This is a genomic window from uncultured Tateyamaria sp., from assembly GCF_947494755.1.
Lineage (GTDB): Bacteria > Pseudomonadota > Alphaproteobacteria > Rhodobacterales > Rhodobacteraceae > Tateyamaria.
Genome location: NZ_CANLVZ010000005.1, coordinates 1 through 23,365 on the forward strand (window position 1 = coordinate 1; position 23,365 = coordinate 23,365).

Below are 23,365 nucleotides of genomic sequence, written 5' to 3' on the forward strand. Positions count from 1 at the left end.
ATATCCCAATGATCTGTTCTTCGCTGAAACGGCTTCTCTTCATCGTCTGTCTCCTCAGTTGGAGAACAGGCTAACTCTAAATGCCGGACTTTTCAGGGGAGCAGGTCAGTCTGCACCAATATCCTTTTTCCACCAAAGCGCGCCTTTGCTTAGTTTTTGAGGCTGAATTGCTATCATTGCTTCTACAGTACTATTCTCATCGTCTTCCGGGTCAGCCATTGATGAAATAGCGACGTGCAGTTCGACGTTAGACGCAGGGCTCACAGCAACGACGAGCCAACCCCAGTCCTCGCCACCGAGTCCCGGGCTGTCGTATCCGCGATCCATGAGTTCGGATTGAATTGCCTCGGCAAGCGAGAAACCGGACATGAAATTGTTCACCAATTCATCATCTTTAGGGTGACGCGGAAAACCTGGCGCTTTGACGTGCATGTGGCTCGTGATCATCTAAACGTATGCCTTTATGTTTCGTGGTATGCTCTTATTAGGCTAAGCTAAATCAGCGCGTCATGATATTGAAGTATGGGGAGGGAGACATTCAGATAGCATATGGGAATGTCAGTTTCGTCCTCCTCGCGCCCGTGTGAGCCTGGTGCAGCTAAGGTCTGCTTCGAGACCATGCCTACCAAATGCTGCGCGATGCCCAATGTCTGCTACAGTAAGGTTTGAAATTCAGGGCTAAACCGCCAGCCGAGGGCACGCAATGACTTTGGTTTGGGATCGTTGAGGGAGTATCCTCAAATCTTAAAGCGATGAAGGATAGTGATTGCAAATGCTTAACCGTGACACTCAGCCAAAGTCCGTGGGCATTGTGGGCGACGGTGACGATGTCGCCATCATCGAAGCCATCGAATATGTTTTCAAAATCGCGATTATGGATGAGGACGCCGAGAGCATTCGGACGTTGGAAGATGCACATTCGGTGATTTGTTCCAAACTGCGGAACGAGGAGAATGAGCAAACAAAGTGCCTGACAGCCATGGCGTACTACAGATTGAATCGTGTAATGCAGGACCGTGGAGAGGCCAGGCTGTCCGAACGCGTCGAAGCACCTGAAACAATACGCCCGCGAGAGTTTCACAGCAATTGGAGGAAGGAAGCGGATTGCAACTTCCGTTCCTAAGGACCTCAAGCGCTTGGGTGAACATGCTCGGCTGGTCAATCCTCGGGACGTGGGCAGCCGGGCCAATTTTGTTTTCCGGTTTATATGCAATTGCCGTCGGAATCCTGATCTTTGTTTTGAACATCGCAATCTGGCGGTACGCGACAAGTATCGATCAGCGCGTCTGGATATTCAAAGGGACGCTTGCTGACCTCTCACGGCAAGCTTCAAAGGAGAACATCGGCAAGCTTGTGTCCGAAGGTGGGAAGTGGAAGAGAGCTGATGTTTGGGCGGTAATGACGAAGATCATTTCTGATGAAACAGGCTTTCCTGCTGAAAAAATGCGGCCCGCTATGACATTCATCGACTAATCAACTTTTGTCTCCAGCAAGGCTTTTCAGTCCTGCGTTTTCTAATGTCTCCGGGCTGCTAACCCTTGATTCCGTTACGCCCAGTTGTAACAGCATGATTTGCTCAACAGGTGACATTTCTACTTAGATGCAACAAACGAAGCCCCACAGCGGACGTTCGTAACTGAGTCTTGAACGGCAGCTGTGTCCGCAAATCGACACTACCCTCATCCCTCTGTATCCAGCCAAACCGTCACCGGCCCGTCATTGGTCAGCGACACCGCCATGTCTGCCCCGAACTCTCCGGTCTCGCATGGCACCCCCAGTTTGCGCAGGCTCTGCGCAAAATGCAGGTAGAGCGCTTTGGCCTCGCCCGGACCGGCGGCCCCGGAGAACCCCGGCCTGTTCCCACGTGAAGTATCGGCGGCGAGGGTGAATTGGCTCACCACCAGCGCGCTGCCCCCTGTTTGCAGGATCGAGAGGTTCATTTTGCCGTCCTCGTCCTTGAACAGCCGCAGTTTTGAAACTTTGGCGGCAAGCGTTCCCGCCGTATCGGCGGTATCACCCGGCATCGCGCAGACAAGGATCACCAGACCCGGCCCGCTTTGCCCAATGACAGACCCATCAACCGTGACCTGCGCTGCGCTGATGCGCTGTAACAGCGCCCTCATGTATCGCGCCAGTCGATAATGTCGCTGACCGCGGCGCGCCCGGTCCGGAAACCGTTGGCCGGGTGATCCATATCCGCATAGCCGAACGAAATCGCGCACAGGATCATGCGATCCTCCGCAATATCGAAATGCTGGCGCACGAAGGGGGCTTGGGCGGCGATGGCGGCCTGCGGGATTGTGGCGACCCCTTGGGCCTGGGCGGCGAGGCAAAAGGCGGTGACAAAGCCGCCGGTATCCATCGCTCCGTAAGGTCCAAGGGCGGTGGGTGCGGTCACGATGGCCACGTGAGGCGCGCCGAACAGGCGATAGTTTTCCATCATTTGCATGGCAGAGGCGGCGCGGTCGCCCTTTGCGATCCCGACCGCATCATAAAGCTGAAAGCCGCAGGCGCGGCGGCGGTCACCGTAGATGCCGGGATAGCCTTCGGGCCATGGCAGATCAGGGGTAGGGACGGTAGATTGTGCCGTGGCATAGAGCGCGTCGCGGAAGGTGTCGGTGGCTTCCCCACGGGTGATGAGCAACTGCCAGGGCTGTGCATTGCACCAGCTCGGGACGTGCCGCGCGGCGTCCACGATAGCGCGGATTACCTCATCCTCGACCGGATCGGAGCGGTACGCACGGCAGGAAAACCGGGCCTCAAGCAGAGCCTGCAATGTCTCAAGATCACTCATTGTTGCATCGCCATGATAAAGCCGACGGCCCCGGCCACAAGAAGGCCGCACAAAACGGCAATCGCGATCTTGCCTTTGGACCAGGGCCGCTCGCCCTGCACCCGGCCGGTGCGCCCGTTGACCACAAAGCGATAGGTTTCGCCGCGATATTTGTAGGCGGCCAGCCATACCGGCAGCAGTACGTGTTTGAAGGTGATCGCCCCCAGCTTGGTGTCGACCGAGTGGATGCGCTGGCGGTCGCCGCCAATGTCGAACTTGATGTCGCGGGCAATGGTGCGGTCCATGATGGCACGGGCCTCTTCAAAGCCGGCCTCCAGCGCGACCGAATAGCCTTCCGCCCGGAACCCGGCGAGGAATTCAGGCGTATAGGGCTCCATCGCGCTGAGGTCCCAGGGTTCCAGCGCGTCGGTAAAGCGTTTGGGCAGCGAGGTGGATGCCAACACAAGCACATCGTCAAAGAACCGCGCCACGCGCCCCCGCACACCGCGCCAACGGACCTTGGCGACCTGTACCTGATGCCGTTTTCCGTCGCGCATAACGGTGCGCGTCTCGTAATAGACCGTGCCGCGCTCGCCTGTATAGGTGCTGCGGGTGTCTGCATCGAAGGTCCAGTAGGGCACATAGATGCCTTGCATCGCACGCCCCTTGCGCGCGTAGTCCTGAAGACCGGAGGGCGCAAACCACAAACTGCCCAGCCAATCCGTCATCGCTGCGCGGGCGTCCCGTTCGGCCAATGCAAAGGGCAACACTCCACGCGGTTTGATGTGGCGGTGCGCGCCGGTGTCGGTGACGACGGGGGTGGCACAGAAGGGGCATTCGGTTGCGTGGATGTCCGCGTCAAATTCGACCTGTGCGGCACAATTGGGGCAGGTGGAAACGCGCGTTTCCTCGATATCCGCGTTGGGCAACTCGGCGTTGAGGGCGGCGCGGTAGTCCAGTTCGGCGATGGCTGACACCGCCTGTGTCGCCGCGCCATCGATCATGCTGGTGTTGCCGCAGTGATCGCAGGTCAGCGTCCCGGTTCCCGGTTCAAACCGGAAATCCGCCCCGCAATTGTCGCAGGGAAATCGGTGGTCGGCGGGCGTCGTGCGTTGATCAAGGTCAGGCAAGTCGGTCATAGCAGTCCGTGCAGTGATGTGGGCGTGATGCGGCGCAGGGCCCCATCACCAAGGGCCGTGTGCCGCCAAAGATGAAAGATGGCGTGCAAAGCCGAGGCAGACAGCAAGTAAAAGTAAAGCGCGGACAGCGCCGGACCACCCCAGCTTTGTCCCAGTTGTACCCAGATCGTGATTCCGGCCACCAGCCCGAGGACAGCGTACATCCCCCAACTGAACCATGGGTGCGCGCGCCGCAACCCACCTTCCAGCTTGGGGCCGGGGCCGTTCATGAGCCCGCCCGCGAGGGTTGTGGCACACATCGCCAACCCGCTCAGCCCGAAGGCCCATGCAAGCATCGGGATCGGGCCGCCCGCAAAGATCAGCGCCAGCAGCACCAATGTCAGCCAATGCAATGTGATCGTGACGGTGCGCCGCATGAAACCCCTTTGACATTTCAGATGCGCAGTATGGCCCAACGCGGGCCAGAATGGAAAGGCACCCGCATCGACTCATCCACTCACAAGTGTTTGTGCAGGCGTTTGGGCAGCATGATCCGCAAGGCGTTGTCCTGCAATTTGTAGTGTCGCCAGATGTGAAACACGGCATGCACGCCCGCTACGATCCCGAGCGCATAGAATTCGATGATGTGTACCTGCCCGATCAAATGGTTCAGGTGCGGCCAGCCCATAGGCGGCGCAATCGGCAGAACACCTCCGGCTTTCAACAGCACAGCCGAGCTGAGCCCCAGCAGAAATCCGGTCACCGCGACAAAGAACAGCCCCCAGATCAGCGTCAGGTGCATGATGCGGTGCAGCGGGCGCAAGATGCCTCGCAGTTTCGGGCCCGGACGGCTCGCCAGCCCACGCCGCATCAGGTCCGCAAACCACATCAGCGACAGGGACACAAAGATCAGCGCGAGCATGGAATGGGCCTGAAAGGCGGCGGGGCCAAAGGGTGTCACATCCTTGGGCTGGACCAGGAGGAACCAGATGAACAGGGGCACGATCAGCCAATGCAGCCATTTGAGGGCGGTGCGGCGGGTTGGCAGATGGTGGCGCAGGGTCATGGCCCAAGCGTGGCCATGGGGTGGCCTGTGTCAAGTATTGCTGACTTAGGTCAGCGCCCACCACCAATGAGATTCGGGCAGGTCGGATGGGGTGCGGTCTGGATTCGGCATCGCTTCCAGCTCCGCCTTGGCACGGATATCGTCATCGAGTTCTTCGGTGTCGATCAGTTTGTCGATGGGCACCAGATCGGCATAAAGATCGTTGAAGGCCTCGATGTTCGAACGGCGATGGCAAATCGTGATCCAGTCGTTGCCGGTCAGTTCCTGCTGCATCCAGACACGCAGGGCCTCGCCACCATCCACGTCGAATGCGGACCAGGCCATTTCAATGGACGGGGCGCTTTGGGCCAGATGATCTTGCAGAACCAACGCGTCTGCGTCGTTCAGCCCTGCCCGTCGCGCTGTATCCAGCGTGAAACAATGACCCAGATAGGCCTGCACCTCAGCAAGGTGATCCGCGGCGGGCGTGGCCGCTATGATGGCAAGGCGGGTTGTCATGTCGGACAGACAATTGCTCAGAGTAGGGTCCATGAAATGTCCGATCTGTGAAGGTTAAAAGAACGAGGCCAATTCGGCATCTGCGCCTTTGACGGGAACGTAAGTCGTGAATCCACCTTTGGAAAACGCGAAAGACGTCGAGCCCGTCTGCCCCTTCGAATTGGTGCAACGGTCGCTGGTTGCCACGGCGTCGCGAGCTTCGGTCGTGTAGTGGGTCGCTTGTGAGTCCAGATCTCCATCGTGGAGGGCCCCGTACATGTCTGTGAAGTGTTTCAACAGATGATAGCCTGCGCTGACCTGACTGGTGAAGAGCAGGGTTGTGGCGAGACGCTCAAGTTCAGTTTGCATGCCGCTGTCGCTCGCCCCGTCCAACGCCTGGCTCGTCACGGGCGCTCCGCAAAAGATGGCCATGGCGTTGGTGTAGTCGTCGATGATCTGGCGTGCGTCGTCCAGTCGTTCCTGAGAAAGGGTATCGGCCCCCATGAAATCGCGCAGCCGGGCGGTGACCTGATCCTTGCGCCATTGTCTGTTCTGTCGTCGGGTGTTCGGCGGATCGTTCACGGGCAGTGGCAGTTGGTTTACCTCCGCTTTGATGCGCCGCTGGTCCGGTTCGATAATTTTGTAAAAGAACTCCACATAGGCCACGACGTCGCCGCAGCTTTGCGCGTTCATCTGCAAGGCCAGTTCGACGCCTCGGGTATTGATGGCGGCCTCTTCCGGGGATTTGTGGCTGATCTGTATTTGCGCCATCCGGTTCTTGTCAGCGGGTGAGGCATTGTCGAGAATGCCCTGTAGACCGTCAAGGTTGCCCGGCACCGCTTCGAGTTCGGTAATGGTCTTTTGAAAAGTTTCATCGAAACGGTATCGTTCATTGGTTGAGCGTTGAAAGCTCGCCAATGCCGCCATCCTCAAATCTTCATCGGTCTCGTTCAGACCAGCCAGCAGGTCGGTGAGCCTGCCATTTGCCATCAGCTCGTCCACGGTATCGGGGTGGATATCTATTCCGCCTTTGCGAGACTCGTTATCAGGCGCACCATTGCCACCAATCCGCAGCAGGGTTTTGTCCGCACGGCACGCCCCGAATGTTACGTTTGGGTAGGTGGCTCCGTGGCGCACAGTCAGGTTTTGCGCCGCAAAAGATGTGCGGTCGGGGACCCGGTCGAGATAGTTCGCAAGAAATGCAATCTGTGCGGTGGACAGCGGCATGTTGGGCGTCACCCTGAGTATCAGACCGCACCATTTGTTTGGCACCGGTTCCCTTTATCCGAGCATACGCACACCGCAGCCATCTGTCGAGACGATTGCGTATTGCCTCAGATACCCGGCGGTGGGGGCGGGGGCATGACTGTGAACAGCTGTGCCAGTTCCACCACATCCTCGGCCTTCATCCATCCGTCCTGTCCGGCGGTCCACACATAGCTGTCGCGCGTCAGATCACCGCTGGCCGCCATGCGGCCCAACTGCGCCTTGGAAAACGGGCCCGTGGTCGCGCCATCTTTAGCGACGTGCCACACGTGCTCGACCGGTGGGGGCGGAGGGGCTGCGGCCTGCCCACGTTGTCCGCCCCAAGGGCCTGCCGCCATCTGGCCCATTTGCAAGCCCATGGCTGCACCAATCCCGGCCTGCATTGCGTCCCCGGCACCGCCACCTTCGCGACCCAATGCCTCGGCGGCTTGGAACTGCATGTATTCGTTGAGATTTCCGATCACACCCATGGAGGAGCGTTTGTCCATCACCGCCTCGACCGCAGGCGGCAGCGAGATATTTTCGATATAAAGCTCGGGCAGGATCAGGCCGTATTCCGCGATCTGGTTGCTGATTTCCTTGGCGACGATCTGGCCCAATTCGCGGGTGTTGGCGGCCATGTCCATCACCGGGATGCCCGACTTGGCAAGACTGCGCGACATCTCCTGCACGATGATGTTGCGGATCTGAAAACTGATCTCGTCCATGGTGAACTCACCATCAGTGCCCACGATTTCGACCAGAAACTTGGCCGGGTCGGCCACCTTGACCGAATAGGTGCCAAAGGCACGCAGGCGTACGGGGCCGAATTCGGGATCGCGGCAGATGATCGGGTTCTTAGTGCCCCATTTCAGATCGTTGAAACGGGTAGTATTGACGAAATAGACCTCGGACTTGAACGGGCTTTTAAAGCCGTGATCCCAGTGTTGCAGGGTCGTCATGATCGGCATGTTGTTGGTTTCAAGCATATAAAGGCCCGGCGTGAACACGTCCGCCAGCTGGCCCTCATGCACGAACACCGCCGCCTGACCTTCGCGCACGGTCAGCTTGGCCCCGTATTTGATCTCGTGGCCCTCGCGCTCGAACCGCCACACCATAGTGTCGCGGCTGTCATCGACCCAGTGGATAACGTCAATAAATTCGCCAGAGAGGAAATCGAAAATACCCATTTGGGGGCTCCTTTTGGTCTGTCAAAGCGGCCCGTTCAGGGCTTCGCGAGCGAGAATGCGGACAACAGGGGCGGCGTCGGCCAAGGACACGCCGGGTGCCAGTCGGTCATCATACAGCATGGCCAGCAGCGCCTCGTCATGGTCCGTGAGCAACGCAAATTCGTCGTCATCGTTAAAGATCGACGGGCGCGCGCCGGGGCTGTCATTGGCCAGACCCAACCCTTGGGCCAGTTCTTCGTGGATGCAGGACAGGCGCAACAGATCCGGGTTTTCGGCGCGGATCACAGCCACCGCGGCAGTATAGGTCGACCGGTTCGCACCAGAGGCATAGGCGGCCACGGCGCAATAGGCATCCGTGGGCAGATCACGCACCGCCGCAAGGTTCGAGGTGGTCACGCCGGGCAGGCGTGGCGCGATCTTGTCTATGGTTTCGGCCCGGTCATCTTCGCTGACGAAAAAGACTAGAAAGTTGGGCGTGTCACTCACCGATACCGGATGGCCGGTGACCCGCGCAAGGCGGCGGGCATAGGTTTGAACGTCGGCCGAATCGCGGGCGCGTTGGCTGGGCGGCACCGAAGCACCAAAGGCCACGCCCATGCGCACAGGCCCCGACCAGCGCCGCAATTCACTTGGCACGCCGGTGCGCAATTCCCCACCTGCGTATTCATTGAAAAACACGATCTGTTCGAAATTGCGCGCCAGCATGTCCGAGGTGAAGGGCGTGTCCGGCCCTCCGCCATCCTGACGCAACAAACCGGCGGTTAACTGGCTCGACTGCACTTGCGCCAGATAGCTGCGCAGGGCGGCGCTCTTTTCGGATGTGGGCTGGACCGTGGGCACGGGTGGGGGGACCAACCCCGCCGGGCGCACGCGCGGGGTCAGCACCGGTTCGACCGGAACGACCATATCGCAGGCCGTAAAAAGGGCGAGGACGGCAAGGCCCCCCCAGATGCGTGCAGTCGATGTCGCCCGTGCCGTCAATGGATGTTCCTTAGCCCGGCACGGCGGTCCCGGCATTGTCGCCAACCCCGTCCTTGCGCGCCTTGGCCGAAGCGAGCGTGTCGCGCAGATCGGCCTCCATCTTCTTGAGGTCCTCTTCGGCGGCGGCGCGCCTGGCCTTGCCCTCGTCGGCGATCTTGAGGCTGTCCTCGATGGTGCCGATCAGGTCCGCATTGGCCTTTTTCACCGCCTCGATATCGAACACGCCCCGCTCCATTTCCTGCCGGATCATCTTGTTGCTGTCGCGCAGGTTGGCCGCGTTCGAGGTCAACAACTCGTTTGTGAGATCATTGGCGTCACGTACGGCTGCGGCGGCTTCGGCGCTGCGCTGGATGGTGACGGCCTGAGCCAGTTGGGTTTCCCAAAGCGGGACCGTGTTGACCAAGGTCGAGTTGATCTTGGTCACGAGACTTTTGTCGTTTTCCTGCACCAGCCGGATCGAAGGCAGCGATTGCATCGTCACCTGACGGGTCAGTTTCAGATCATGCACCCGGCGTTCCAGATCATCACGGGCCGCGCGCAGATCGCGCAGTTCCTGAGCGACCATGACCTGATCATCCTCGGGTGCGGCGGCCACGGCGGCCTCCTTTGCGGGAATGTCGTTTTCGTCCAGCTCTTTGATCTTTTCCTCGCCCGCCGCAATATAAAGCGCCAGCTCGTCATAGAATTGCAGCGTCTTTTCATAGAGAAGATCAAGCGACTTGATGTCTTTGAGAAGCGTGTGCTCATGCGCCAGCAGGTTGTCGGTGATCTTGTCGATCTGACCTTGCACCGTCTCGAACTTGGCGGTGAATTTCGCAAACGGTGCAGCGCGTCCGATCAGCTTTTCCCACCACGAACGATCCCGGCGCACATCGAGTTCCGAGATTGAAAAGCCCCGGATCGTCGTCACGATATTGCGCAGGCTGTCTCCGGCAGGGCCCACATCCTTGTTGCGCACGTCCTGCAACATAGCCTGAGAGATTTCCTGCAACTCGGCCTGCGCGGCCGAGCCAAAAGACACGATAGAGTTGGTGTCGGCCATGTCGATCTCACCCATGCGGGCGCGAATTTCAGCACCCACGGGGGCGTCCGCTTGGGCCAGCGGTACAATCGCATTGGCATCCGCAGGTTCGGGCAGCACAACGGCTGTGACCTCGTTCACTTCGGCAAGGGCGGTTTCAGCTTTTTGGCGGACGGTCTCGGACATGGTTTTGGCTACCTTACTGTTATTTATGTGTCTTGCTCGGGGGCGATGCGCACCCCTTCGCGCTGCAACCGGTCGCGCAGCACGTCGATTTCAATGTTGAGGTCGCTGCGATCTTCGATCAGCAGCTTGCGGGTGCGGGCCGAGAAATTCTCGCCCAGATCATCCAGCAACGCGGCATAATCGGCGCGCGCTTGCGGGTCCTGCGTGCGGGCATAGATGTCGGCGAATTTCACCGTCGCATCGCGCGCGCCCATCAGATAGACGCCCAGATATTTGCGCGCCGCCGTGAGATCTCGCGGGTCTTCCTCGACCGTGCGGATGAGGTCGCGCGCCACCGCCTTGAAGGTCTCGAGCTTGACCTCCATCTTGCGATCCTGCGCCCGTTTCAGCGCGTCCGTCATGGCGGCGAGATAGGCGTCAGCCTCGTCCACCACACGCGCCACGCGGTCCTGCTGGAAGGTATCGATGCCTTCCATACCCTTGTCGCGCATCGGGTCCAGCCCAAAGGCCGCTATGTGCAACCCACCTGCTGCGATCCCGTAAAGGATCGGCGCGACAAGGCCCGGTTCGGAGCGGTAGGCGGCAAAGGCGATGCCAACCCCGGTCAGCACGGAGGAAAACAGCTTGCGTGGAATGGCGGGACGTTTGGCAATTTTCCGTTCGTGATAGGCGGCCTCGGCCAGCAGGCCGCCGCGCAACAGCCACGCCGCCAAGGTCAGGATGGCCGCAGAAATCAGCGCGATGATCAGCCCGAAGGCCCCGTCATTCAGCGCCAGAAACACCATCGGGATCGCTGGCAGAAACAGGAGGTTTGAACGCGCGCCAATGGGATCAACCGTCGCCCCGCGAAAGGCGGGACGCTCGGCGGTGTCGCCACTTGTCCCATCGGGGCTGTATTTGCCGCCAAAGCGTTGCGCCATTGGGTTAAAGTCCCCCCAACAGGCCGGTGGTCACGCCAAACATCAGCGCGATCAGCACCGCATATGCGATCTTTTGAAAGCCGGTCGTTTCCATCATGCCCCTCGTGTCGATACCCGATATATAGGCGTTTTGCAGGTGCAGCACTAGTGGTGTGCGCTTTGCGCCGTACCGGGGCGCGCGCCTGTACGCCGCTCGGCGTTCAGCTTGCGGGTATAGCCCGATTGAATGACCTCAACCGCGACCAAAACCAGCACCGAGAAATAGAAGGTCGTCTTGGACATTGGAATGACCTCATAGCCAAAGATGCGCAAGGCAAGGCTCTCGTCATGCATGGCGTGGGCTGCAGCCTGTCCCGCCTCGCCTAACAGGACGACGCCCACGATCAGCAGGATGAACAGGCCCAGCACCTCGTACATCCGGTTCTTTTCGAGAAAGCGCGTGACGCCATCAGCCAGCACCAGCATCGCGAGGCCCGACAGCAGAATGGCCGTGGCCAGAATAATAAAGACATCTGTGATGGCGAGCGCCGACAGCACGGAATCGAATGAAAAGATTAGGTTCATCAGTACGATCAGCATCACCACCTGTGTCGCCGATTTGCCGGATTTCGCCTCAACATCCGTATCCAGATTGTGGATGGTCAGCATATGTCCGATCTCTTTTACAGCCGTATACATGATGAAAATACCGCCGAATATGAACACGCAGGTGGCAAAGTTGACGCCGCCGGTGATCACACCCTCCCAGTTCAGAATGGCAAAAGGTTCGGCCATGGCGTCAATCAACTGGATCATGGTGAACAGCAGGACCACCCGCAAAACCACGGCCAGAATGATCCCCCATCGCCGCACAGCCGCCTGTTGGGCGACCGGTGCGCGCTGACTTTCGATGGAAATATAGAGCAGATTGTCAAAGCCCAGCACGGCCTGCAAAAAACACAGCATCACCAGATTGCCCAGATTTTCAATCGTCAGAAGGTCGGCCATAGTCATGTCCCCGTTGCGTCATTGCGCGGTGTTTTGGTTCTGTCCCAAGGATTTAGACTTGGGGCGGCAAGAACAAGGGGAAATGTCGCACCACGCGCGCAGATCTGGGCGCAAGTTGTATTTGGCGGGCGGGCCTGTCGTGCCTATTGGGGTTTGCGCGTGCGCGCTTTGCCTTGTGCGGCCTTAGCGCGCGCTTGCGGGCCGGGGCGGCGCGCGCTTGGTTTCGAAATCGGCTTACGCGGTCCGCGGCTCACCTTGGGGGTCTTGCGCGCGGTGCCTGTGTTTTCCTCCTCCGTGTCCAGCCCTACCTGATCGCGCAGGATGCGGCGGCGGACTTCTTCGACCGCGCCGGGTTTCAGATCGCCAAGCTGGAAGGGGCCGTAGCTGATGCGGATCAGCCGGTTCACGACCAGCCCGATGCTTTCCATCGCGCGGCGGATTTCGCGGTTCTTGCCCTCGCGCAGGCCCACAGTCAGCCACGCATTCGCGCCTTGCTGACGGTCGAGCGTGATCTGCATGGGCTGAAACCGCTCACCCTCGACTGTGACGCCTTTGCGCAGCGGTTCAAGGCTGTCCTCCGTGGGCCGCCCGTTGATCCGCACGCGGTATCTGCGCATCCACCCGGTCGAGGGCAGTTCCAGCTTGCGCTTGATCCCGCCATCATTGGTCAACAGCAAGAGTCCTTCGGAGTTGATGTCGAGCCGACCCACCGACATCACGCGCGGCATGTCCTCGGGCAGCGCGTCATAGATCGTGCGCCGCCCCTTTTCATCCGCATCCGACGTCACCAGCCCAATCGGCTTGTGATACAGCCACAGCCGCTCGGGTTCCGGTTCGGCCAACGGCTTGCCATCGACGGTGATCTGGTCGGGCTCGGTCACGTTCAGCGCGGGGCTGTCGATCACCTTGCCGTTCACCGCGACGCGGCCTGCGGCGATGATCTCTTCGGCGCCGCGTCGGCTGGCGATGCCGGCACGGGCCAGCACCTTGGCGATGCGGCTGCCTTTTGGGGGTTCTTTATCCATGGCCTCGCTTTAGCGCGCCTCCCTCCCTTGCGAAAGGGGCAAGGGGCGTGGCAGGGACAACAGATGGAGTTTCGATCGTTCATGGATATTGCCTTGGCCGAAGCGCGCGTAGCGGGCGCGCGCAGCGAAGTGCCCGTGGGCGCAGTCGTGGTGCGCGATGGCGATGTGCTGGCTAAGGCCGGGAACCGGACCCGCGAACTGAGCGATCCTACCGCCCATGCCGAGATGCTGGCGATCCGCGCGGCCTGCGCCGCCCTTGGGTCCGAGCGGTTGGTGGGGTGCGATCTTTATGTGACGCTGGAACCCTGCGCGATGTGTGCGGCGGCCATTGCCGGGGCGCGCGTGTCGCGGCTTTATTATGCGGCCTCTGATCCGAAATCAGGTGGCGTCGCTCACGGCGCGCGGGTGTTTACCCACCCGCAGGCGCACCATGTGCCCGAGGTCTATGACGGCATCGGCGCGCGTGAGGCCGAGGATATGTTGCGGGCGTTTTTTGCTGCGCGTCGCTAGGTGTGGCGCGTGTTGAACCTGCGGATATGCATATTTGGGGAACAATGAAAGGCAAGTAGGCTTTTGGAGGTGTTGCGCGGGATTGACGCTTATTGTGAGCGGATGGGGCCGGGATACTGGGCGGAGCCGATCAATGCGGTGACCAATGCGGTCTTTGTCATTGCCGCCGTGATTATGTGGCGGCGCAGCGCGGACGTGCCTTTGGCGCGTGCGCTGTCGGTGATTTTGGGGCTGATCGGGTTGGGCAGCTATCTGTTTCACACCCATGCTCAGGTCTGGGCAGCCATCGCTGACAGCACGCCGATCGCGGCCTTTATCCTGGTCTATCTGTTTGCGATCAACCGCGATGTTTGGGGAATGCGCCCTTGGGTCGCTGGTGGTGCCACGGCGTTGTTTGTGCCCTATGCGGTGGTGACTGTGCCGATCTGGCAGGCCGTGCCCGTGTTGGGTGTTTCGGCGGGATATGTGTCGGTGCCTGTGCTGATCCTGATCTATGCCGCCCTGTTGTGGCGACGTACGCCTGCACTGGCGCGAGGCTTTGTGATCGGTGCGGCGATCCTGTTTGTCTCCTTGTTGGCCCGGTCGGTTGACGAAATGCTGTGCGCCCATGTGCCGGTCGGCACCCATTTCTGGTGGCACATTCTGAACGGGATCATGCTGGGCTGGATGATCGAGGTTTATCGCTGCTACGTCTCGGCCACCTGATGCACCTCAATCACATTGCCATCCGGGTCGTAGAAAAAGATCTGGTCCCAGCCCGCGACGGCCCGATTGCCCCAGTCGGCGTAGGGCACCCCGTGCGCCTCGAGCCGCGCCTTGAAGGCCGCCAGGTCGTCGGTGCGATAGGCGATGTGGCCATGGCTGACGGGATTGACCATCTGCCCGGCGTTGAAGCCCGCAAGCGGGTCCTTCTTCGCCAGATGGGTCTGGATCGCCCCATCGGTCACAAAGGCCACGTCGCCCGCATATCCCTTGTTCTTTTCCAAAACCGGCAGCCCGTCCGTTTCTGACGCCAATCCCAAGACGTCACGGTAAAACGTATCCATACGCCCCACATCGTCGGTCACAAGGTTCACATGGTGCAGCTTCAGCGTCATTTTCGCCCCCTCTTTGGCTCAAATCTGCGCCAAAGGGTGTGATGGGGCAAGGGCACAGGCTTGAAGGCGCATCACGCCCGCGCTAAAGCCCATCCCAGACACAACATCGAGGGTTTTCATGTCCATCGACGAAAACACAGCCGCACGCGTGGCGAAACTGGCCCGGATCAAGGTCGAGCCGGAGCATCTGCCCGCCTTGGCCGCCGAATTCAACACCATCCTGGGCTTTATCGAACAGCTGAGCGAGGTGGATGTGGACGGGGTTGAGCCAATGACTTCGGTGACGCCGCAACGCCTCAAGCGCCGTGCGGACGAGGTGACGGATGGCGCGCAACAAGCGCGTGTGCTCGCCAATGCGCCGGATGCGCGCGAAGGGTTTTTTGCCGTGCCGAAGGTGGTGGAATAATGGCTGCGTTGAACACATTGGGTCTGGCCGAGGCGCGCGATGCGCTGCGCAAGGGGGACGTCACAAGTGTCGAGTTGACTGACGCCTGCCTGACCGAGATCGAGGGCGCTGTTGCGCTCAACGCCTTTGTACATAACACGCCCGACATCGCGCGCGCCCAAGCGGCGGCGGCGGATGAACGGATCAAGACGGGCGATGCCCCGGCCATGTGCGGCCTGCCGATCGGGGTCAAGGATCTGTTCTGCACCAAGGGTGTGCCCTCGCAAGCCGGATCCCGCATCCTCGAAGGGTTCCTGCCCGAATATGAAAGCACAATCACGCAGCAGCTTTTCAATTCGGGCGCGGTGATGCTGGGCAAGCTGAACATGGACGAATTTGCCATGGGCTCGTCCAATGAGACCTCCGTTTACGGCAATGCCGTGAACCCGTGGAAGGTGGACGCGCGCAAGCTGACGCCGGGCGGGTCCTCGGGTGGCTCTGCCTCGGCTGTGGCGGCTGATCTTTGCCTTGCGGCCACAGGCACCGACACGGGCGGGTCCATCCGCCAGCCTGCGGCCTTTGTCGGGATCACCGGGATCAAGCCCACCTATGGGCGGTGTTCGCGGTGGGGCGTTGTGGCCTTCGCGTCCTCGCTCGACCAAGCGGGGCCGATGACCAAATCTGTGCGGGATGCGGCCATCATGCTCGAGGCGATGTGCGGGCACGATCCCAAGGATTCGACCTCTGCCGATCTGGCGGTGCCAAACTTTGAGGCGGCGCTGACAGGTGACATCAAAGGCAAGAAAATCGGTATTCCCCGCGAATACCGCATGGACGGGATGCCCGAGGAAATCGAGACGCTCTGGGCACAGGGGCGCGAGATGCTGGCCGATGCGGGGGCCGAGATTGTCGATATCTCTCTGCCCCACACGAAATACGCGCTGCCTGCCTATTATGTGATTGCGCCAGCCGAGGCCTCAAGCAACCTCGCCCGCTATGACGGGGTGCGGTACGGGCACCGCGCCACATTGGCGCAAGGGGACGGCATCACCGAGATGTATGAGAAAACCCGCGCCGAGGGGTTCGGGGCCGAAGTGCAGCGCCGCGTGATGATCGGGACCTACGTGCTGTCGGCCGGGTTCTATGACGCCTATTACAACCGGGCGCGCAAGGTGCGCACACTGATCAAAAAGGACTTTGAGGATGTGTTTGCCCAAGGGGTCGATGCGATCCTGACACCAGCAACCCCCTCGGCAGCCTTCGGCTTGGGCGAGGCGTCGGACGATCCAGTGCAGATGTACCTCAATGATGTGTTCACCGTGACGGTCAACATGGCCGGGCTGCCGGGCATCGCCGTGCCTGCGGGGCTGGACGCCAACGGGTTGCCTTTGGGCCTGCAACTGATCGGGCGGCCTTGGGAAGAGGGCGATTTGCTGAACACCGCTTACGCGCTTGAGGCGCGCGCCGGGTTTGTGGCCAAGCCGCAGAAATGGTGGTAAACCGGGGCAAACAACACCCAACAAGGGTTGAGCAGATGACAGTTTTTCGCAAATTCCTGATGGCGGGCACATGCCTTGCCGTGGCCGCGTGCCAACCCATTCTGCCCGAAAGCGGGGCGGGTGTGGGCGATCCGGGTCGGGGCGTCGGGTTCGACGACCCAAGCACCTTGGTCGCGCGTGAAGCCCGCGACGCGGAGTTGAGCCAGGACCTCAGACGATCCGGTGGTTCTCGTACGCAACCCGGCGTCTCTGATGGGCCGCGTGTCGGCGCGCCAGCCCTGCCGCCTGTGCGCAACACCACCAATGTGGCCGCCACGCAGCCGCGCAGCACCGCACGTGCCGTGAGCGATCCGGGCGGGCTTGACGCCGAACTGGCCCAGATTGCTGCCCAGAATGACGCATCGGCGGCGCGCAACAACTCCGGGCAGGGGGTGGTGAATGCCAGTCCCTCCAATGCGGCACCGGTGTTGCTGAACAATCCCGGCATCTCGGACGAGAACAACTTTGATGCGGTCGCCTCGCGCGAGTCCATCGAGAGTGACGCGGCCCGCATTGCGGCCAATCGCCAGCAATACGAGGTGGTCCAGCCCACAGCGCTTCCGTCGCGCACGGGCACGGCACAACCCAACGTGGTGCAATACGCCCTGCAGACGCGCCACCCAAAGGGGACAAAAGTGCATCGCCGCTTTGGCAGCAGCGCGGCCAAGGCACAGCGCAACTGTGCGACCTACAATTCAGCCGATGAGGCGCAGATCGACTTTCTGGCGCGTGGCGGCCCCGAACGCGACCGGCGTGGCATCGACCCTGATGGGGATGGCTACGCCTGCGCATGGGATCCGGCCCCGTTCCGGCGCGCCTCTGGTGGCTGAGATTGGTGGCCCTCCACCAGCACCCATCCCCCAATTGCGGACCGCGACGAAACGCGCTGACGCCGCGTTTTGTGGTGCTGCACTATACGGCGATGGACACGGCGCAGGCCGCGATTGAGCGGCTGTGCGACCCTGTTCACGAAGTCTCGGCCCATTACGTGATCTGCAAGACCGGCGCGATCACGCAACTGGTGGGCGAGGGCGCGCGCGCCTGGCACGCCGGGGCCGGGGAATGGCAAGGGCTTGACGACATGAACTCCCGCTCCATCGGGATCGAGCTCGACAATGACGGGCAGGGGCCGTTTGCCGAGGCATTGATGCACAGTCTTGAGACCCTGCTGACGCCCATGCTGCGGGCCTGGGACATCCCGCCCGCAAACGTGATCGGACACTCGGACATGGCACCGGGGCGCAAATTCGATCCGGGGCCATGGTTCGATTGGGATCGCCTGGCCCGTCAGGGACTGGCCGCCGCAACGATCCGCGCCACCCAAACGCGCACACCAGATTGGGACCAGTTTCGCAAACAAGCACAGGCGCTCGGCTATACGGCCAGCGCCGAGGACACGGATTTGCTCACTTCCGTGCGCTTGCGCCATCGACCCCACGCCCAAGGCCCGCTATGCGCGGCCGACATGAGCCTCGGCGATCTTCCTTAAGTTTCTTTTGACCAAAAATACCGCCGCCGGAGGCACCCATACACGCCACCAACGCGGACGGGCCATTGACGCGCTCCATCTGCACCGCGTAAAGGCCACGGGCGCGGAAGGGCGGATGGCCGCGGCGGCAACGTCGAGGAAAGTCCGGACTCCAAAAGGCAGCGGTGCCGGGTAACACCCGGGCGGGGCAACCCGACGGACAGCGCCACAGAAATGAAACCGCCCTTGCGCCTGCTTGCAGACGTTGGGGTAAGGGTGAAACGGTGGGGTAAGAGCCCACCGCGCGCCGGGCAACCGGGGCGGCATGGCAAGCCCCACCGGGAGCAATGCCAAATAGGGACCGCGTGTTGCGCAAGCAACGGGGCTGCTTTTGCCCCAGCAGGTCCGGGTTGGCAGCTAGAGGGGTGATGGCAACATCGTCCCAAGAGGAATGGTCATCTCGGGCGGGGCAACCCGCCTATGACAGAATCCGGCTTATAGCCCCTCCGCGCATCTAGCAGCTTTTGACGGTCTGACGGACAACCTCGGCCATGAGGGCCGCAGCGGCCTTGTCCCCGGCCAGCTTCACCTGATTAAGCGCACCCCAAAATCTGCGCGGGTTTCGGCGTCGGGTATCTGGCGTTGCGGGCAGGGCATGCGTTGACCTATGCCCTTGGGATCAGCCCTATCCGCAGTAGGTTCTGGATCGGCGGCATCATCGCAACCGTGGTCACAGGCTGGCCGCAGATCCGTGCCTTGTTTTGGTTGACAGGACAGCGTGCAACAGGCCCGGGGCGGAATCTCGACCGCCCCCGTCCAATTCGGTGAAACCGGGCTTGACTCGGGCATCGGTGCGGGTACAAGCGGCGCTCAATACGAATTTCCCGTTGGCGCGCGCCTTTGATGCGTGTCTGCGATGCAGGAGAATACCGATGGCGAAGCCAACCACGATCAAAATCCGCCTGAACTCGACCGCAGGCACCGGCCACTTCTATGTGACCAAGAAAAACGCGCGCACCATGACCGAAAAGATGGTCGTCAAAAAATATGACCCCGTTGTGCGCAAACACGTTGAATACAAAGAGGGCAAGATCAAGTAAGATCGCCTGACTTTGATGTTTCAGAGGGCCGCGCCGCAAGGACGCGGCCTTTTTCGTTTTTCGGGAGGGGTCCGATGCCCTGTTTCCAGCTGATCCGCCGCAGTGATGGTTTGATCTATCACTTTGCGCCGCACCACAGACGTACGCGCTGCTATCTGCGCGCCGACCGCCCCGATCTTGCGATCACGTGGGAGGATCGTCTGGGCTGGGTCATGCGCGATCCCGATGATGGGGCGCTGACCGGGCGGGTCTGGTCCGTCGCGGTGTCTGATCAGGGCGCAATCCCGCCCGCAAGGTGCTGGGTTACAGCCAAAGCGGGCAAGAGTTACGTCCATGATTTGCGCTATGATGCGTCAGAGGGTCGGCCATGAAGCGGGTGATGATCGTGGGCGGCGCAGGGTCGGGCAAAAGCACCCTCGCGCGGGCGCTTGGCGCGCGCACAGGCCTGCCCGTGCATCATATGGATCACATCCACTGGCTGCCGGGATGGCAGGCGCGCCCGCGCGATCTGCGCCGCGAGATGGCGCTTGAGGTCGAGCGCGGGCCGCGTTGGATATTCGAGGGCGGGTTTTCGACCACCTACCAGCACCGCCTGTCGCGCGCGGACACCGTGATCTGGCTGGACCTTCCCGTGGCGTTGCGTATGTGGCGCGTGACCAAGCGCCTGTTGGCCAACTGGGGCCAGCGCCGTCCCGACATGGCCCAGGGCTGCCACGAAGGGCTGCACAGCGAAACGTGGGCCTTCTATCGCTGGATCTGGGAGACCCGCAGCACGGGGCGGGTCCGGCTGGCAGACCTGCTTGGCACCGCGCCCGAGGGCGTCACAGTGCATCATTTCACCTCCCGCGCTGATGTGCGTGACTTTCTGAGGGTGTTGTGATGGATATTCGACCTTCCACCATGGCGGACCTTGCGGCGGTGGACGCGGTGTTGGCCCGCACCTATCCCAAGCTGCTCAAGGCCGACTACCCGCCCTCGGTGCTGGTCACAGCGCTGCCCATCATCAGCCGCGCGCAGCCCGCATTGCTGAAGTGCGGGACGTACTATGTCGCCGAGATCGGCGGAGCCGTGGTGGGCGCGGGCGGCTGGACACGCGATCGCGGCAACGCCCAACTGGGCCACATCCGCCACGTGGTAAGCGATGACCGCGTGCTACGCAAAGGGGTAGGGCGTGCACTGATGCGGCACAGTTTCGAGGCTGCACGCGCCGCGGGGATCACGCGGATGGAATGCTGGGCCACGCGCACGGCCGAGCCATTCTATCGCGCGCTGTGAGGGTGGCGCACCGGCAGGTGCGCCTTACGCCGTCTCGGGGTGCGTTGCGGGTGCCCCATCAAGCGTTGTGTAAGACCGGGTGTTGGTCGTGCGATCATAATGCAGGATCCGGTCATGCGTCGGATAGGTGATCACATCGTGCGGGGCGCGGGTTCCGATCACCACATAACGCACGGGAGCATCCGACAGGTTTTCTAGGCTGTGGCCGACAGGCTCACCCGCTTTCCAGCAGGCGGCGTCGCCCGCGTTCAACTCGGTTTTTGCCTCACCCTCGGTCAATGTCGCGGTGCCACACAGGATCAGTATCATTTCGTGCTCTGTCGCATGCCAATGGGTGTGGGACGAGTGGGAACCGGGCGGCAATTCTTCGATGAACGCACCGAACTGGGTCAGACCGGCGCTGTCGCTGATCAACTCTGCGCGGTAGGGGCCAAGCGGGCCGTCGGCACCCCCGGTGTCGATTAGCGCGTCGCCTGACTTGATCACTGTCATCGGACCACTCTTCTCAATGAAAAAGGGCCGGTCACGCGGACCGGCCCTTGATATTCTCGGCTGTCAGATCGCCGCTATTCTTGTTGACCCATGAACATCAGCAGGAACTGGAACATGTTCAGGAACGAGATGTAGAGGCTCAGCGAGCCGTCAATGGCCGCCTTGTCCAACCACTCCTGATCGCCATGCGCGGCGTGGGCCACGTATGTGTTCTTGATGTCCTGCGTGTAGTAGGCGGTGAGGCCTGCAAAGATCAGGATACCGATCATCGAAATGGCGTACATCATTGCAGGGGACTGCAGGAAGATGTTGATGACCATCGCAACGATCAGGCCAATCACGCCCATGATCAGAAAGGTGCCCATGCCACTCAGGTCTTTCTTAGTGGTGTAACCCCACAGGCTAAGCCCTGCGAACGCGATCGCGGTAACCAGGAAGGTTTGCGTGATCGAGTGGGGGGTGTAGACCAGAAAGATCGAGCTCATCGAGACGCCCATGACGGCCGCGAAGATGAAAAAGCCCAACTGCACGGCCGCGGCAGACCCACGGCGCATCAGCGAACCCCATCCAAAAAGGATGAAGGCCAGCGGCGCAAACATCACAACCCAACGCAGCGGCGTGGTATACAGCACTTCGCCAAGGCCGGTCAGGTATTGCCCTTCGCGCAGCGCGACTGTCGCGCCGGTCGGGTCGCTGGTGACGGCAAGGCCGGCAATGGCCCAAGCCGCTGCCGCCGTCATCAGCATGCCTACGGACATCGTGCCGTAGACTTTGTTCATGTGGGCGCGCAGGCCCGCGTCGATCTGGGCGGCTTGTGTTCCAGCCGCTGACCGGATCGTATTCAACTCAGCCATAATGACCTCCAAATTGATACATAGGGTCCGGTGAGGGTTCACCGGTCACGGATTTCCGCCCGCGTTGCCCTAAATATCGGGTCATGGCCCCTGTATTTCAAGGGATTTTCACCGCTCAGAGCGCCAATATCTGCGACATTCCGACCGATTTTGTCATAAATGTCGCGGAAACGGTCGCGCAGGCGGAAAACCAGGCCGTCGCCGGGTCAGGTGCGCCAGTTTGTGGGCACGTCCCAGATCGGCTTTGCCGCCTCGGCAGCAGCGCGGCTTGCGGTGACGCCGATGTCGTCCAAAGCGCGGGGATCAAGCTGCGCCAGTGCGCGCCGGGACCGCCAAACCGCCAGCATCGTCAAAATCGAACGGCGGGGCGCGCGAGGGTGTTTCGCGATTGTGGCGCGGGTGCTGATCTCTGTGAGGGCCATGTCCGTCTCCCTGGTATCTGTGATGTATTTCTGTCATCGCATCAAAACTGTTGATGTATATGGCATCTCGTGTCACATTTGCAAAACGAATGGTTGTGATTTGATGTATCAAAGGTGGTGATGTGAGAAATCTGGACATAACGACGCTGCGCTCCTTCGTGGCCGTGGCCGAGAGCGGGGGGGTCACCCGAGCGGCGGGGTTCCTGCATCTGACGCAGTCGGCGGTGTCCATGCAGTTGAAACGGCTTGAGGAATTGCTGGGCCTCGCGCTGTTTGACCGGTCCGGGCGCACCATTGCGCTGACGGCCTCGGGCGAGCAGTTGCTGGTCTATGCGCGGCGCATGGTGGCGCTCAATGACGAAGTCATCACGCGGCTGACGGATCAGGCCTATGAGGGTGAAATCTCGCTTGGCGTGCCGCATGACATTGTCTATCCGGCGATCCCGCGCGTACTGAAGCAGTTCCACGCCGCCTTCCCACGCGTAAAGGTGCAACTCGACAGTTCCTATACGCGCCGTCTAAAGGGCGAGTTTGCAAAGGGGGCCTGCGACATCATTCTGACGACTGAGACGGGCATTGATGCAGGCGGCGAAGAGTTGTGTCGCAAACCGCTGTGCTGGGTGGGCGCGCCGGGGGGGTCCGCGTGGCGGCAGCGTCCGCTCAAACTGGCGTTCGGGCGGCAATGCACCTTTCGCCCCCGCGTGGTCGAGCATCTGGACGAGGCGAACATCCCCTGGGACGTGGTGGTTGAAACCGAAAGTGACCGCACCATTGAGGCGACGGTCAGCGCCGATCTGGCGATCCACACGATGATCGAAGGCACCGAACCGCCGCATCTTGACCGGATTGATCACGGAGGCGCGCTGCCTGAGTTGCCGGTGCATCGTATCAACCTTTACGGCGCGACGGGGGCGGCAAACGAGGTGCAGGATGCGCTTGTTTCGCTGCTGCGCCGCGCGTTTCAGGGGCCTGATGCGGTGCAACTGCGGGCGGTGACCACAGTGTGATACACGCTCGATTCGCCTCTAACGGCCTGAAATTGGCCTGAAACCACGCTTTTTTGTAGAGGGTAACGTCGGGTAGGTTGGGCGCGCTGACGGAGACAAACCGTCGTTTGGATGAGCGCACTCTCGTATTGGTTGAAAATGACCACGACCGGGCTAAGGTATTGATTGTAACGCAACAAAGCTCATTAACCTTTTACTTTCAAAGCACTGGCAAGTTGCTGCTTTGTG

At 61.0% G+C, this 23,365-nt stretch carries 33 protein-coding genes and 1 other RNA gene; 15 read left to right on the plus strand and 19 right to left on the minus strand.

The window, feature by feature from the left end; all coding sequences use genetic code 11:
* Positions 1-105 precede the first annotated feature (105 nt).
* Positions 106-447 carry a hypothetical protein gene (locus Q0908_RS07325; protein ID WP_299282390.1) on the minus strand — a complete coding sequence of 114 codons (342 nt, stop codon included), beginning with the start codon at positions 445-447 and terminating at the stop codon, positions 106-108.
* 325 nt (positions 448-772) lie between these two features.
* On the opposite strand from Q0908_RS07325, the gene Q0908_RS07330 reads away from it, so the two are divergent.
* Together Q0908_RS07330 and Q0908_RS07335 are read left to right on the plus strand one after the other, a co-directional pair.
* A complete protein-coding gene (locus Q0908_RS07330) occupies positions 773-1,123 on the plus strand; it encodes a hypothetical protein (protein ID WP_299282393.1) in 351 nt (116 codons plus the stop codon).
* Positions 1,124-1,140: 17 nt separating this feature from the next.
* Complete coding sequence (locus tag Q0908_RS07335; protein WP_299282397.1) at positions 1,141-1,473, plus strand: hypothetical protein; 333 nt, start codon at positions 1,141-1,143, stop codon at positions 1,471-1,473.
* A 206-nt stretch (positions 1,474-1,679) separates the two neighbouring features.
* On the opposite strand, the gene dtd is transcribed toward Q0908_RS07335, so the two are convergent.
* From dtd to Q0908_RS07405, 14 genes are all read right to left on the minus strand, one after another.
* Positions 1,680-2,123, minus strand: a complete 444-nt coding sequence (gene dtd, locus Q0908_RS07340; RefSeq protein ID WP_299282400.1) for a D-aminoacyl-tRNA deacylase — start codon at positions 2,121-2,123, stop codon at positions 1,680-1,682.
* A complete protein-coding gene (locus Q0908_RS07345; protein ID WP_299282403.1) occupies positions 2,120-2,794 on the minus strand; it encodes a nitroreductase in 675 nt (224 codons plus the stop codon). The genes dtd and Q0908_RS07345 overlap by 4 nt, the downstream gene beginning before the upstream one ends.
* Entirely contained in the window at positions 2,791-3,912 is a 1,122-nt protein-coding gene (locus tag Q0908_RS07350) for a TFIIB-type zinc finger domain-containing protein (protein ID WP_299282406.1), read from the minus strand. The genes Q0908_RS07345 and Q0908_RS07350 overlap by 4 nt, the downstream gene beginning before the upstream one ends.
* Entirely contained in the window at positions 3,909-4,328 is a 420-nt protein-coding gene (locus Q0908_RS07355) for a hypothetical protein (protein ID WP_299282411.1), read from the minus strand. Before Q0908_RS07355 ends, Q0908_RS07350 begins: the two co-directional genes overlap by 4 nt.
* Before the next feature lie 80 nt (positions 4,329-4,408).
* Entirely contained in the window at positions 4,409-4,957 is a 549-nt protein-coding gene (locus Q0908_RS07360) for a cytochrome b/b6 domain-containing protein (RefSeq protein ID WP_299282414.1), read from the minus strand.
* Between the two features lie 45 nt (positions 4,958-5,002).
* On the minus strand, positions 5,003-5,488 hold the full coding sequence (locus tag Q0908_RS07365) for a hypothetical protein (protein ID WP_299282417.1): 486 nt from the start codon (positions 5,486-5,488) through the stop codon (positions 5,003-5,005).
* Between the two features lie 21 nt (positions 5,489-5,509).
* Entirely contained in the window at positions 5,510-6,436 is a 927-nt protein-coding gene (locus Q0908_RS07370) for a hypothetical protein (protein WP_299282420.1), read from the minus strand.
* A gap of 332 nt (positions 6,437-6,768) precedes the next feature.
* Positions 6,769-7,869, minus strand: a complete 1,101-nt coding sequence (locus Q0908_RS07375; RefSeq protein ID WP_299282422.1) for an SPFH domain-containing protein — start codon at positions 7,867-7,869, stop codon at positions 6,769-6,771.
* A 21-nt stretch (positions 7,870-7,890) separates the two neighbouring features.
* A complete protein-coding gene (locus Q0908_RS07380; RefSeq protein ID WP_299283142.1) occupies positions 7,891-8,775 on the minus strand; it encodes a DUF2927 domain-containing protein in 885 nt (294 codons plus the stop codon).
* A gap of 85 nt (positions 8,776-8,860) precedes the next feature.
* On the minus strand, positions 8,861-10,057 hold the full coding sequence (locus tag Q0908_RS07385) for a toxic anion resistance protein (protein ID WP_299282425.1): 1,197 nt from the start codon (positions 10,055-10,057) through the stop codon (positions 8,861-8,863).
* A 23-nt stretch (positions 10,058-10,080) separates the two neighbouring features.
* Positions 10,081-10,977 (minus strand): 5-bromo-4-chloroindolyl phosphate hydrolysis family protein, encoded by an 897-nt coding sequence (locus tag Q0908_RS07390; RefSeq protein ID WP_299282428.1) that lies wholly within the window; start codon positions 10,975-10,977, stop codon positions 10,081-10,083.
* A gap of 4 nt (positions 10,978-10,981) precedes the next feature.
* The gene (locus tag Q0908_RS07395; protein WP_299282430.1) at positions 10,982-11,122 is read right to left on the minus strand and encodes a hypothetical protein; all 141 of its coding nucleotides are present in this window, start codon (positions 11,120-11,122) and stop codon (positions 10,982-10,984) included.
* Positions 11,122-11,964: a tellurium resistance protein TerC gene (locus tag Q0908_RS07400; RefSeq protein ID WP_299282432.1), complete on the minus strand. Its 843-nt coding sequence runs from the start codon at positions 11,962-11,964 to the stop codon at positions 11,122-11,124. The genes Q0908_RS07395 and Q0908_RS07400 overlap by 1 nt, the downstream gene beginning before the upstream one ends.
* 143 nt (positions 11,965-12,107) lie before the next feature.
* Positions 12,108-12,989 carry a pseudouridine synthase gene (locus tag Q0908_RS07405; protein WP_299282435.1) on the minus strand — a complete coding sequence of 294 codons (882 nt, stop codon included), beginning with the start codon at positions 12,987-12,989 and terminating at the stop codon, positions 12,108-12,110.
* A gap of 63 nt (positions 12,990-13,052) precedes the next feature.
* Between Q0908_RS07405 and Q0908_RS07410 the strand changes: the two genes are divergently transcribed.
* Positions 13,053-13,499: a nucleoside deaminase gene (locus Q0908_RS07410; protein ID WP_299282436.1), complete on the plus strand. Its 447-nt coding sequence runs from the start codon at positions 13,053-13,055 to the stop codon at positions 13,497-13,499.
* A 63-nt stretch (positions 13,500-13,562) separates the two neighbouring features.
* Positions 13,563-14,204, plus strand: coding sequence for a ceramidase domain-containing protein (locus Q0908_RS07415; protein WP_299282439.1), 642 nt, complete (start codon positions 13,563-13,565; stop codon positions 14,202-14,204).
* Here the strand turns inward: Q0908_RS07415 and Q0908_RS07420 are convergent.
* Positions 14,186-14,596, minus strand: a complete 411-nt coding sequence (locus tag Q0908_RS07420; RefSeq protein ID WP_299282440.1) for a VOC family protein — start codon at positions 14,594-14,596, stop codon at positions 14,186-14,188. The genes Q0908_RS07415 and Q0908_RS07420 overlap by 19 nt on opposite strands.
* Positions 14,597-14,714: 118 nt before the next feature.
* Here Q0908_RS07420 and gatC point away from each other — a divergent pair, with 118 nt between their 5' ends.
* From gatC to Q0908_RS07465, 10 genes are all read left to right on the plus strand, one after another.
* Positions 14,715-15,002 (plus strand): Asp-tRNA(Asn)/Glu-tRNA(Gln) amidotransferase subunit GatC, encoded by a 288-nt coding sequence (gene gatC, locus Q0908_RS07425; protein ID WP_299282442.1) that lies wholly within the window; start codon positions 14,715-14,717, stop codon positions 15,000-15,002.
* Positions 15,002-16,480, plus strand: a complete 1,479-nt coding sequence (gene gatA, locus Q0908_RS07430) for an Asp-tRNA(Asn)/Glu-tRNA(Gln) amidotransferase subunit GatA (protein WP_299282443.1) — start codon at positions 15,002-15,004, stop codon at positions 16,478-16,480. Before gatC ends, gatA begins: the two co-directional genes overlap by 1 nt.
* A gap of 35 nt (positions 16,481-16,515) precedes the next feature.
* Positions 16,516-17,349, plus strand: a complete 834-nt coding sequence (locus Q0908_RS07435) for a hypothetical protein (RefSeq protein ID WP_299282445.1) — start codon at positions 16,516-16,518, stop codon at positions 17,347-17,349.
* A gap of 5 nt (positions 17,350-17,354) precedes the next feature.
* Positions 17,355-18,008 carry an N-acetylmuramoyl-L-alanine amidase gene (locus Q0908_RS07440; protein ID WP_299282448.1) on the plus strand — a complete coding sequence of 218 codons (654 nt, stop codon included), beginning with the start codon at positions 17,355-17,357 and terminating at the stop codon, positions 18,006-18,008.
* A gap of 103 nt (positions 18,009-18,111) precedes the next feature.
* An RNA gene (rnpB, locus tag Q0908_RS07445) (RNase P RNA component class A) lies at positions 18,112-18,501 on the plus strand.
* 95 nt (positions 18,502-18,596) lie between these two features.
* The gene (locus tag Q0908_RS20395) at positions 18,597-18,815 is read left to right on the plus strand and encodes a hypothetical protein (RefSeq protein WP_366868930.1); all 219 of its coding nucleotides are present in this window, start codon (positions 18,597-18,599) and stop codon (positions 18,813-18,815) included.
* Between the two features lie 104 nt (positions 18,816-18,919).
* On the plus strand, positions 18,920-19,087 hold the full coding sequence (gene rpmG, locus Q0908_RS07450; RefSeq protein WP_058315632.1) for a 50S ribosomal protein L33: 168 nt from the start codon (positions 18,920-18,922) through the stop codon (positions 19,085-19,087).
* Between the two features lie 74 nt (positions 19,088-19,161).
* On the plus strand, positions 19,162-19,458 hold the full coding sequence (locus Q0908_RS07455) for a hypothetical protein (RefSeq protein ID WP_299282450.1): 297 nt from the start codon (positions 19,162-19,164) through the stop codon (positions 19,456-19,458).
* Positions 19,455-19,967, plus strand: a complete 513-nt coding sequence (locus tag Q0908_RS07460; protein ID WP_299282454.1) for an AAA family ATPase — start codon at positions 19,455-19,457, stop codon at positions 19,965-19,967. The genes Q0908_RS07455 and Q0908_RS07460 overlap by 4 nt, the downstream gene beginning before the upstream one ends.
* Entirely contained in the window at positions 19,967-20,362 is a 396-nt protein-coding gene (locus Q0908_RS07465; RefSeq protein ID WP_299282457.1) for a GNAT family N-acetyltransferase, read from the plus strand. The genes Q0908_RS07460 and Q0908_RS07465 overlap by 1 nt, the downstream gene beginning before the upstream one ends.
* A gap of 24 nt (positions 20,363-20,386) precedes the next feature.
* On the opposite strand, the gene Q0908_RS07470 is transcribed toward Q0908_RS07465, so the two are convergent.
* The 3 genes from Q0908_RS07470 to Q0908_RS07480 form a co-directional block, all read right to left on the minus strand.
* Entirely contained in the window at positions 20,387-20,854 is a 468-nt protein-coding gene (locus Q0908_RS07470; RefSeq protein ID WP_299282460.1) for a cupin domain-containing protein, read from the minus strand.
* Positions 20,855-20,928: 74 nt separating this feature from the next.
* Complete coding sequence (locus tag Q0908_RS07475) at positions 20,929-21,708, minus strand: Bax inhibitor-1/YccA family protein (RefSeq protein WP_299282463.1); 780 nt, start codon at positions 21,706-21,708, stop codon at positions 20,929-20,931.
* Between the two features lie 206 nt (positions 21,709-21,914).
* On the minus strand, positions 21,915-22,130 hold the full coding sequence (locus Q0908_RS07480) for a DUF1127 domain-containing protein (protein WP_299282465.1): 216 nt from the start codon (positions 22,128-22,130) through the stop codon (positions 21,915-21,917).
* A 122-nt stretch (positions 22,131-22,252) separates the two neighbouring features.
* Between Q0908_RS07480 and Q0908_RS07485 the strand changes: the two genes are divergently transcribed.
* Positions 22,253-23,137, plus strand: a complete 885-nt coding sequence (locus Q0908_RS07485) for a LysR family transcriptional regulator (protein ID WP_299282468.1) — start codon at positions 22,253-22,255, stop codon at positions 23,135-23,137.
* Positions 23,138-23,365 lie beyond the last annotated feature (228 nt).

Bases quoted from the DNA above. Each gene is read 5' to 3' on its own strand.
- Q0908_RS07350 (WP_299282406.1), bottom strand. From the start codon at position 3,912: ATGACCGACTTGCCTGACCTTGATCAACGCACGACGCCCGCCGACCAC.
- gatC (WP_299282442.1), top strand. From the start codon at position 14,715: ATGTCCATCGACGAAAACACAGCCGCACGCGTGGCGAAACTGGCCCGG.
- Q0908_RS07420 (WP_299282440.1), bottom strand. From the start codon at position 14,596: ATGACGCTGAAGCTGCACCATGTGAACCTTGTGACCGACGATGTGGGG.
- Q0908_RS07400 (WP_299282432.1), bottom strand. From the start codon at position 11,964: ATGGCCGACCTTCTGACGATTGAAAATCTGGGCAATCTGGTGATGCTG.
- Q0908_RS07375 (WP_299282422.1), bottom strand. From the start codon at position 7,869: ATGGGTATTTTCGATTTCCTCTCTGGCGAATTTATTGACGTTATCCAC.
- Q0908_RS07380 (WP_299283142.1), bottom strand. From the start codon at position 8,775: ATGGTCGTTCCGGTCGAACCGGTGCTGACCCCGCGCGTGCGCCCGGCG.
- Q0908_RS07355 (WP_299282411.1), bottom strand. From the start codon at position 4,328: ATGCGGCGCACCGTCACGATCACATTGCATTGGCTGACATTGGTGCTG.
- Q0908_RS07385 (WP_299282425.1), bottom strand. From the start codon at position 10,057: ATGTCCGAGACCGTCCGCCAAAAAGCTGAAACCGCCCTTGCCGAAGTG.
- rpmG (WP_058315632.1), top strand. From the start codon at position 18,920: ATGGCGAAGCCAACCACGATCAAAATCCGCCTGAACTCGACCGCAGGC.
- Q0908_RS07475 (WP_299282463.1), bottom strand. From the start codon at position 21,708: ATGGCTGAGTTGAATACGATCCGGTCAGCGGCTGGAACACAAGCCGCC.
- Q0908_RS07465 (WP_299282457.1), top strand. From the start codon at position 19,967: ATGGATATTCGACCTTCCACCATGGCGGACCTTGCGGCGGTGGACGCG.
- Q0908_RS07470 (WP_299282460.1), bottom strand. From the start codon at position 20,854: ATGACAGTGATCAAGTCAGGCGACGCGCTAATCGACACCGGGGGTGCC.
- Q0908_RS07435 (WP_299282445.1), top strand. From the start codon at position 16,516: ATGACAGTTTTTCGCAAATTCCTGATGGCGGGCACATGCCTTGCCGTG.
- gatA (WP_299282443.1), top strand. From the start codon at position 15,002: ATGGCTGCGTTGAACACATTGGGTCTGGCCGAGGCGCGCGATGCGCTG.
- Q0908_RS07365 (WP_299282417.1), bottom strand. From the start codon at position 5,488: ATGGACCCTACTCTGAGCAATTGTCTGTCCGACATGACAACCCGCCTT.
- Q0908_RS07460 (WP_299282454.1), top strand. From the start codon at position 19,455: ATGAAGCGGGTGATGATCGTGGGCGGCGCAGGGTCGGGCAAAAGCACC.
- Q0908_RS07330 (WP_299282393.1), top strand. From the start codon at position 773: ATGCTTAACCGTGACACTCAGCCAAAGTCCGTGGGCATTGTGGGCGAC.
- Q0908_RS07345 (WP_299282403.1), bottom strand. From the start codon at position 2,794: ATGAGTGATCTTGAGACATTGCAGGCTCTGCTTGAGGCCCGGTTTTCC.
- Q0908_RS07360 (WP_299282414.1), bottom strand. From the start codon at position 4,957: ATGACCCTGCGCCACCATCTGCCAACCCGCCGCACCGCCCTCAAATGG.
- Q0908_RS07390 (WP_299282428.1), bottom strand. From the start codon at position 10,977: ATGGCGCAACGCTTTGGCGGCAAATACAGCCCCGATGGGACAAGTGGC.
- Q0908_RS07410 (WP_299282436.1), top strand. From the start codon at position 13,053: ATGGAGTTTCGATCGTTCATGGATATTGCCTTGGCCGAAGCGCGCGTA.
- Q0908_RS07405 (WP_299282435.1), bottom strand. From the start codon at position 12,989: ATGGATAAAGAACCCCCAAAAGGCAGCCGCATCGCCAAGGTGCTGGCC.
- Q0908_RS07325 (WP_299282390.1), bottom strand. From the start codon at position 447: ATGATCACGAGCCACATGCACGTCAAAGCGCCAGGTTTTCCGCGTCAC.
- Q0908_RS07455 (WP_299282450.1), top strand. From the start codon at position 19,162: ATGCCCTGTTTCCAGCTGATCCGCCGCAGTGATGGTTTGATCTATCAC.
- Q0908_RS07480 (WP_299282465.1), bottom strand. From the start codon at position 22,130: ATGGCCCTCACAGAGATCAGCACCCGCGCCACAATCGCGAAACACCCT.
- dtd (WP_299282400.1), bottom strand. From the start codon at position 2,123: ATGAGGGCGCTGTTACAGCGCATCAGCGCAGCGCAGGTCACGGTTGAT.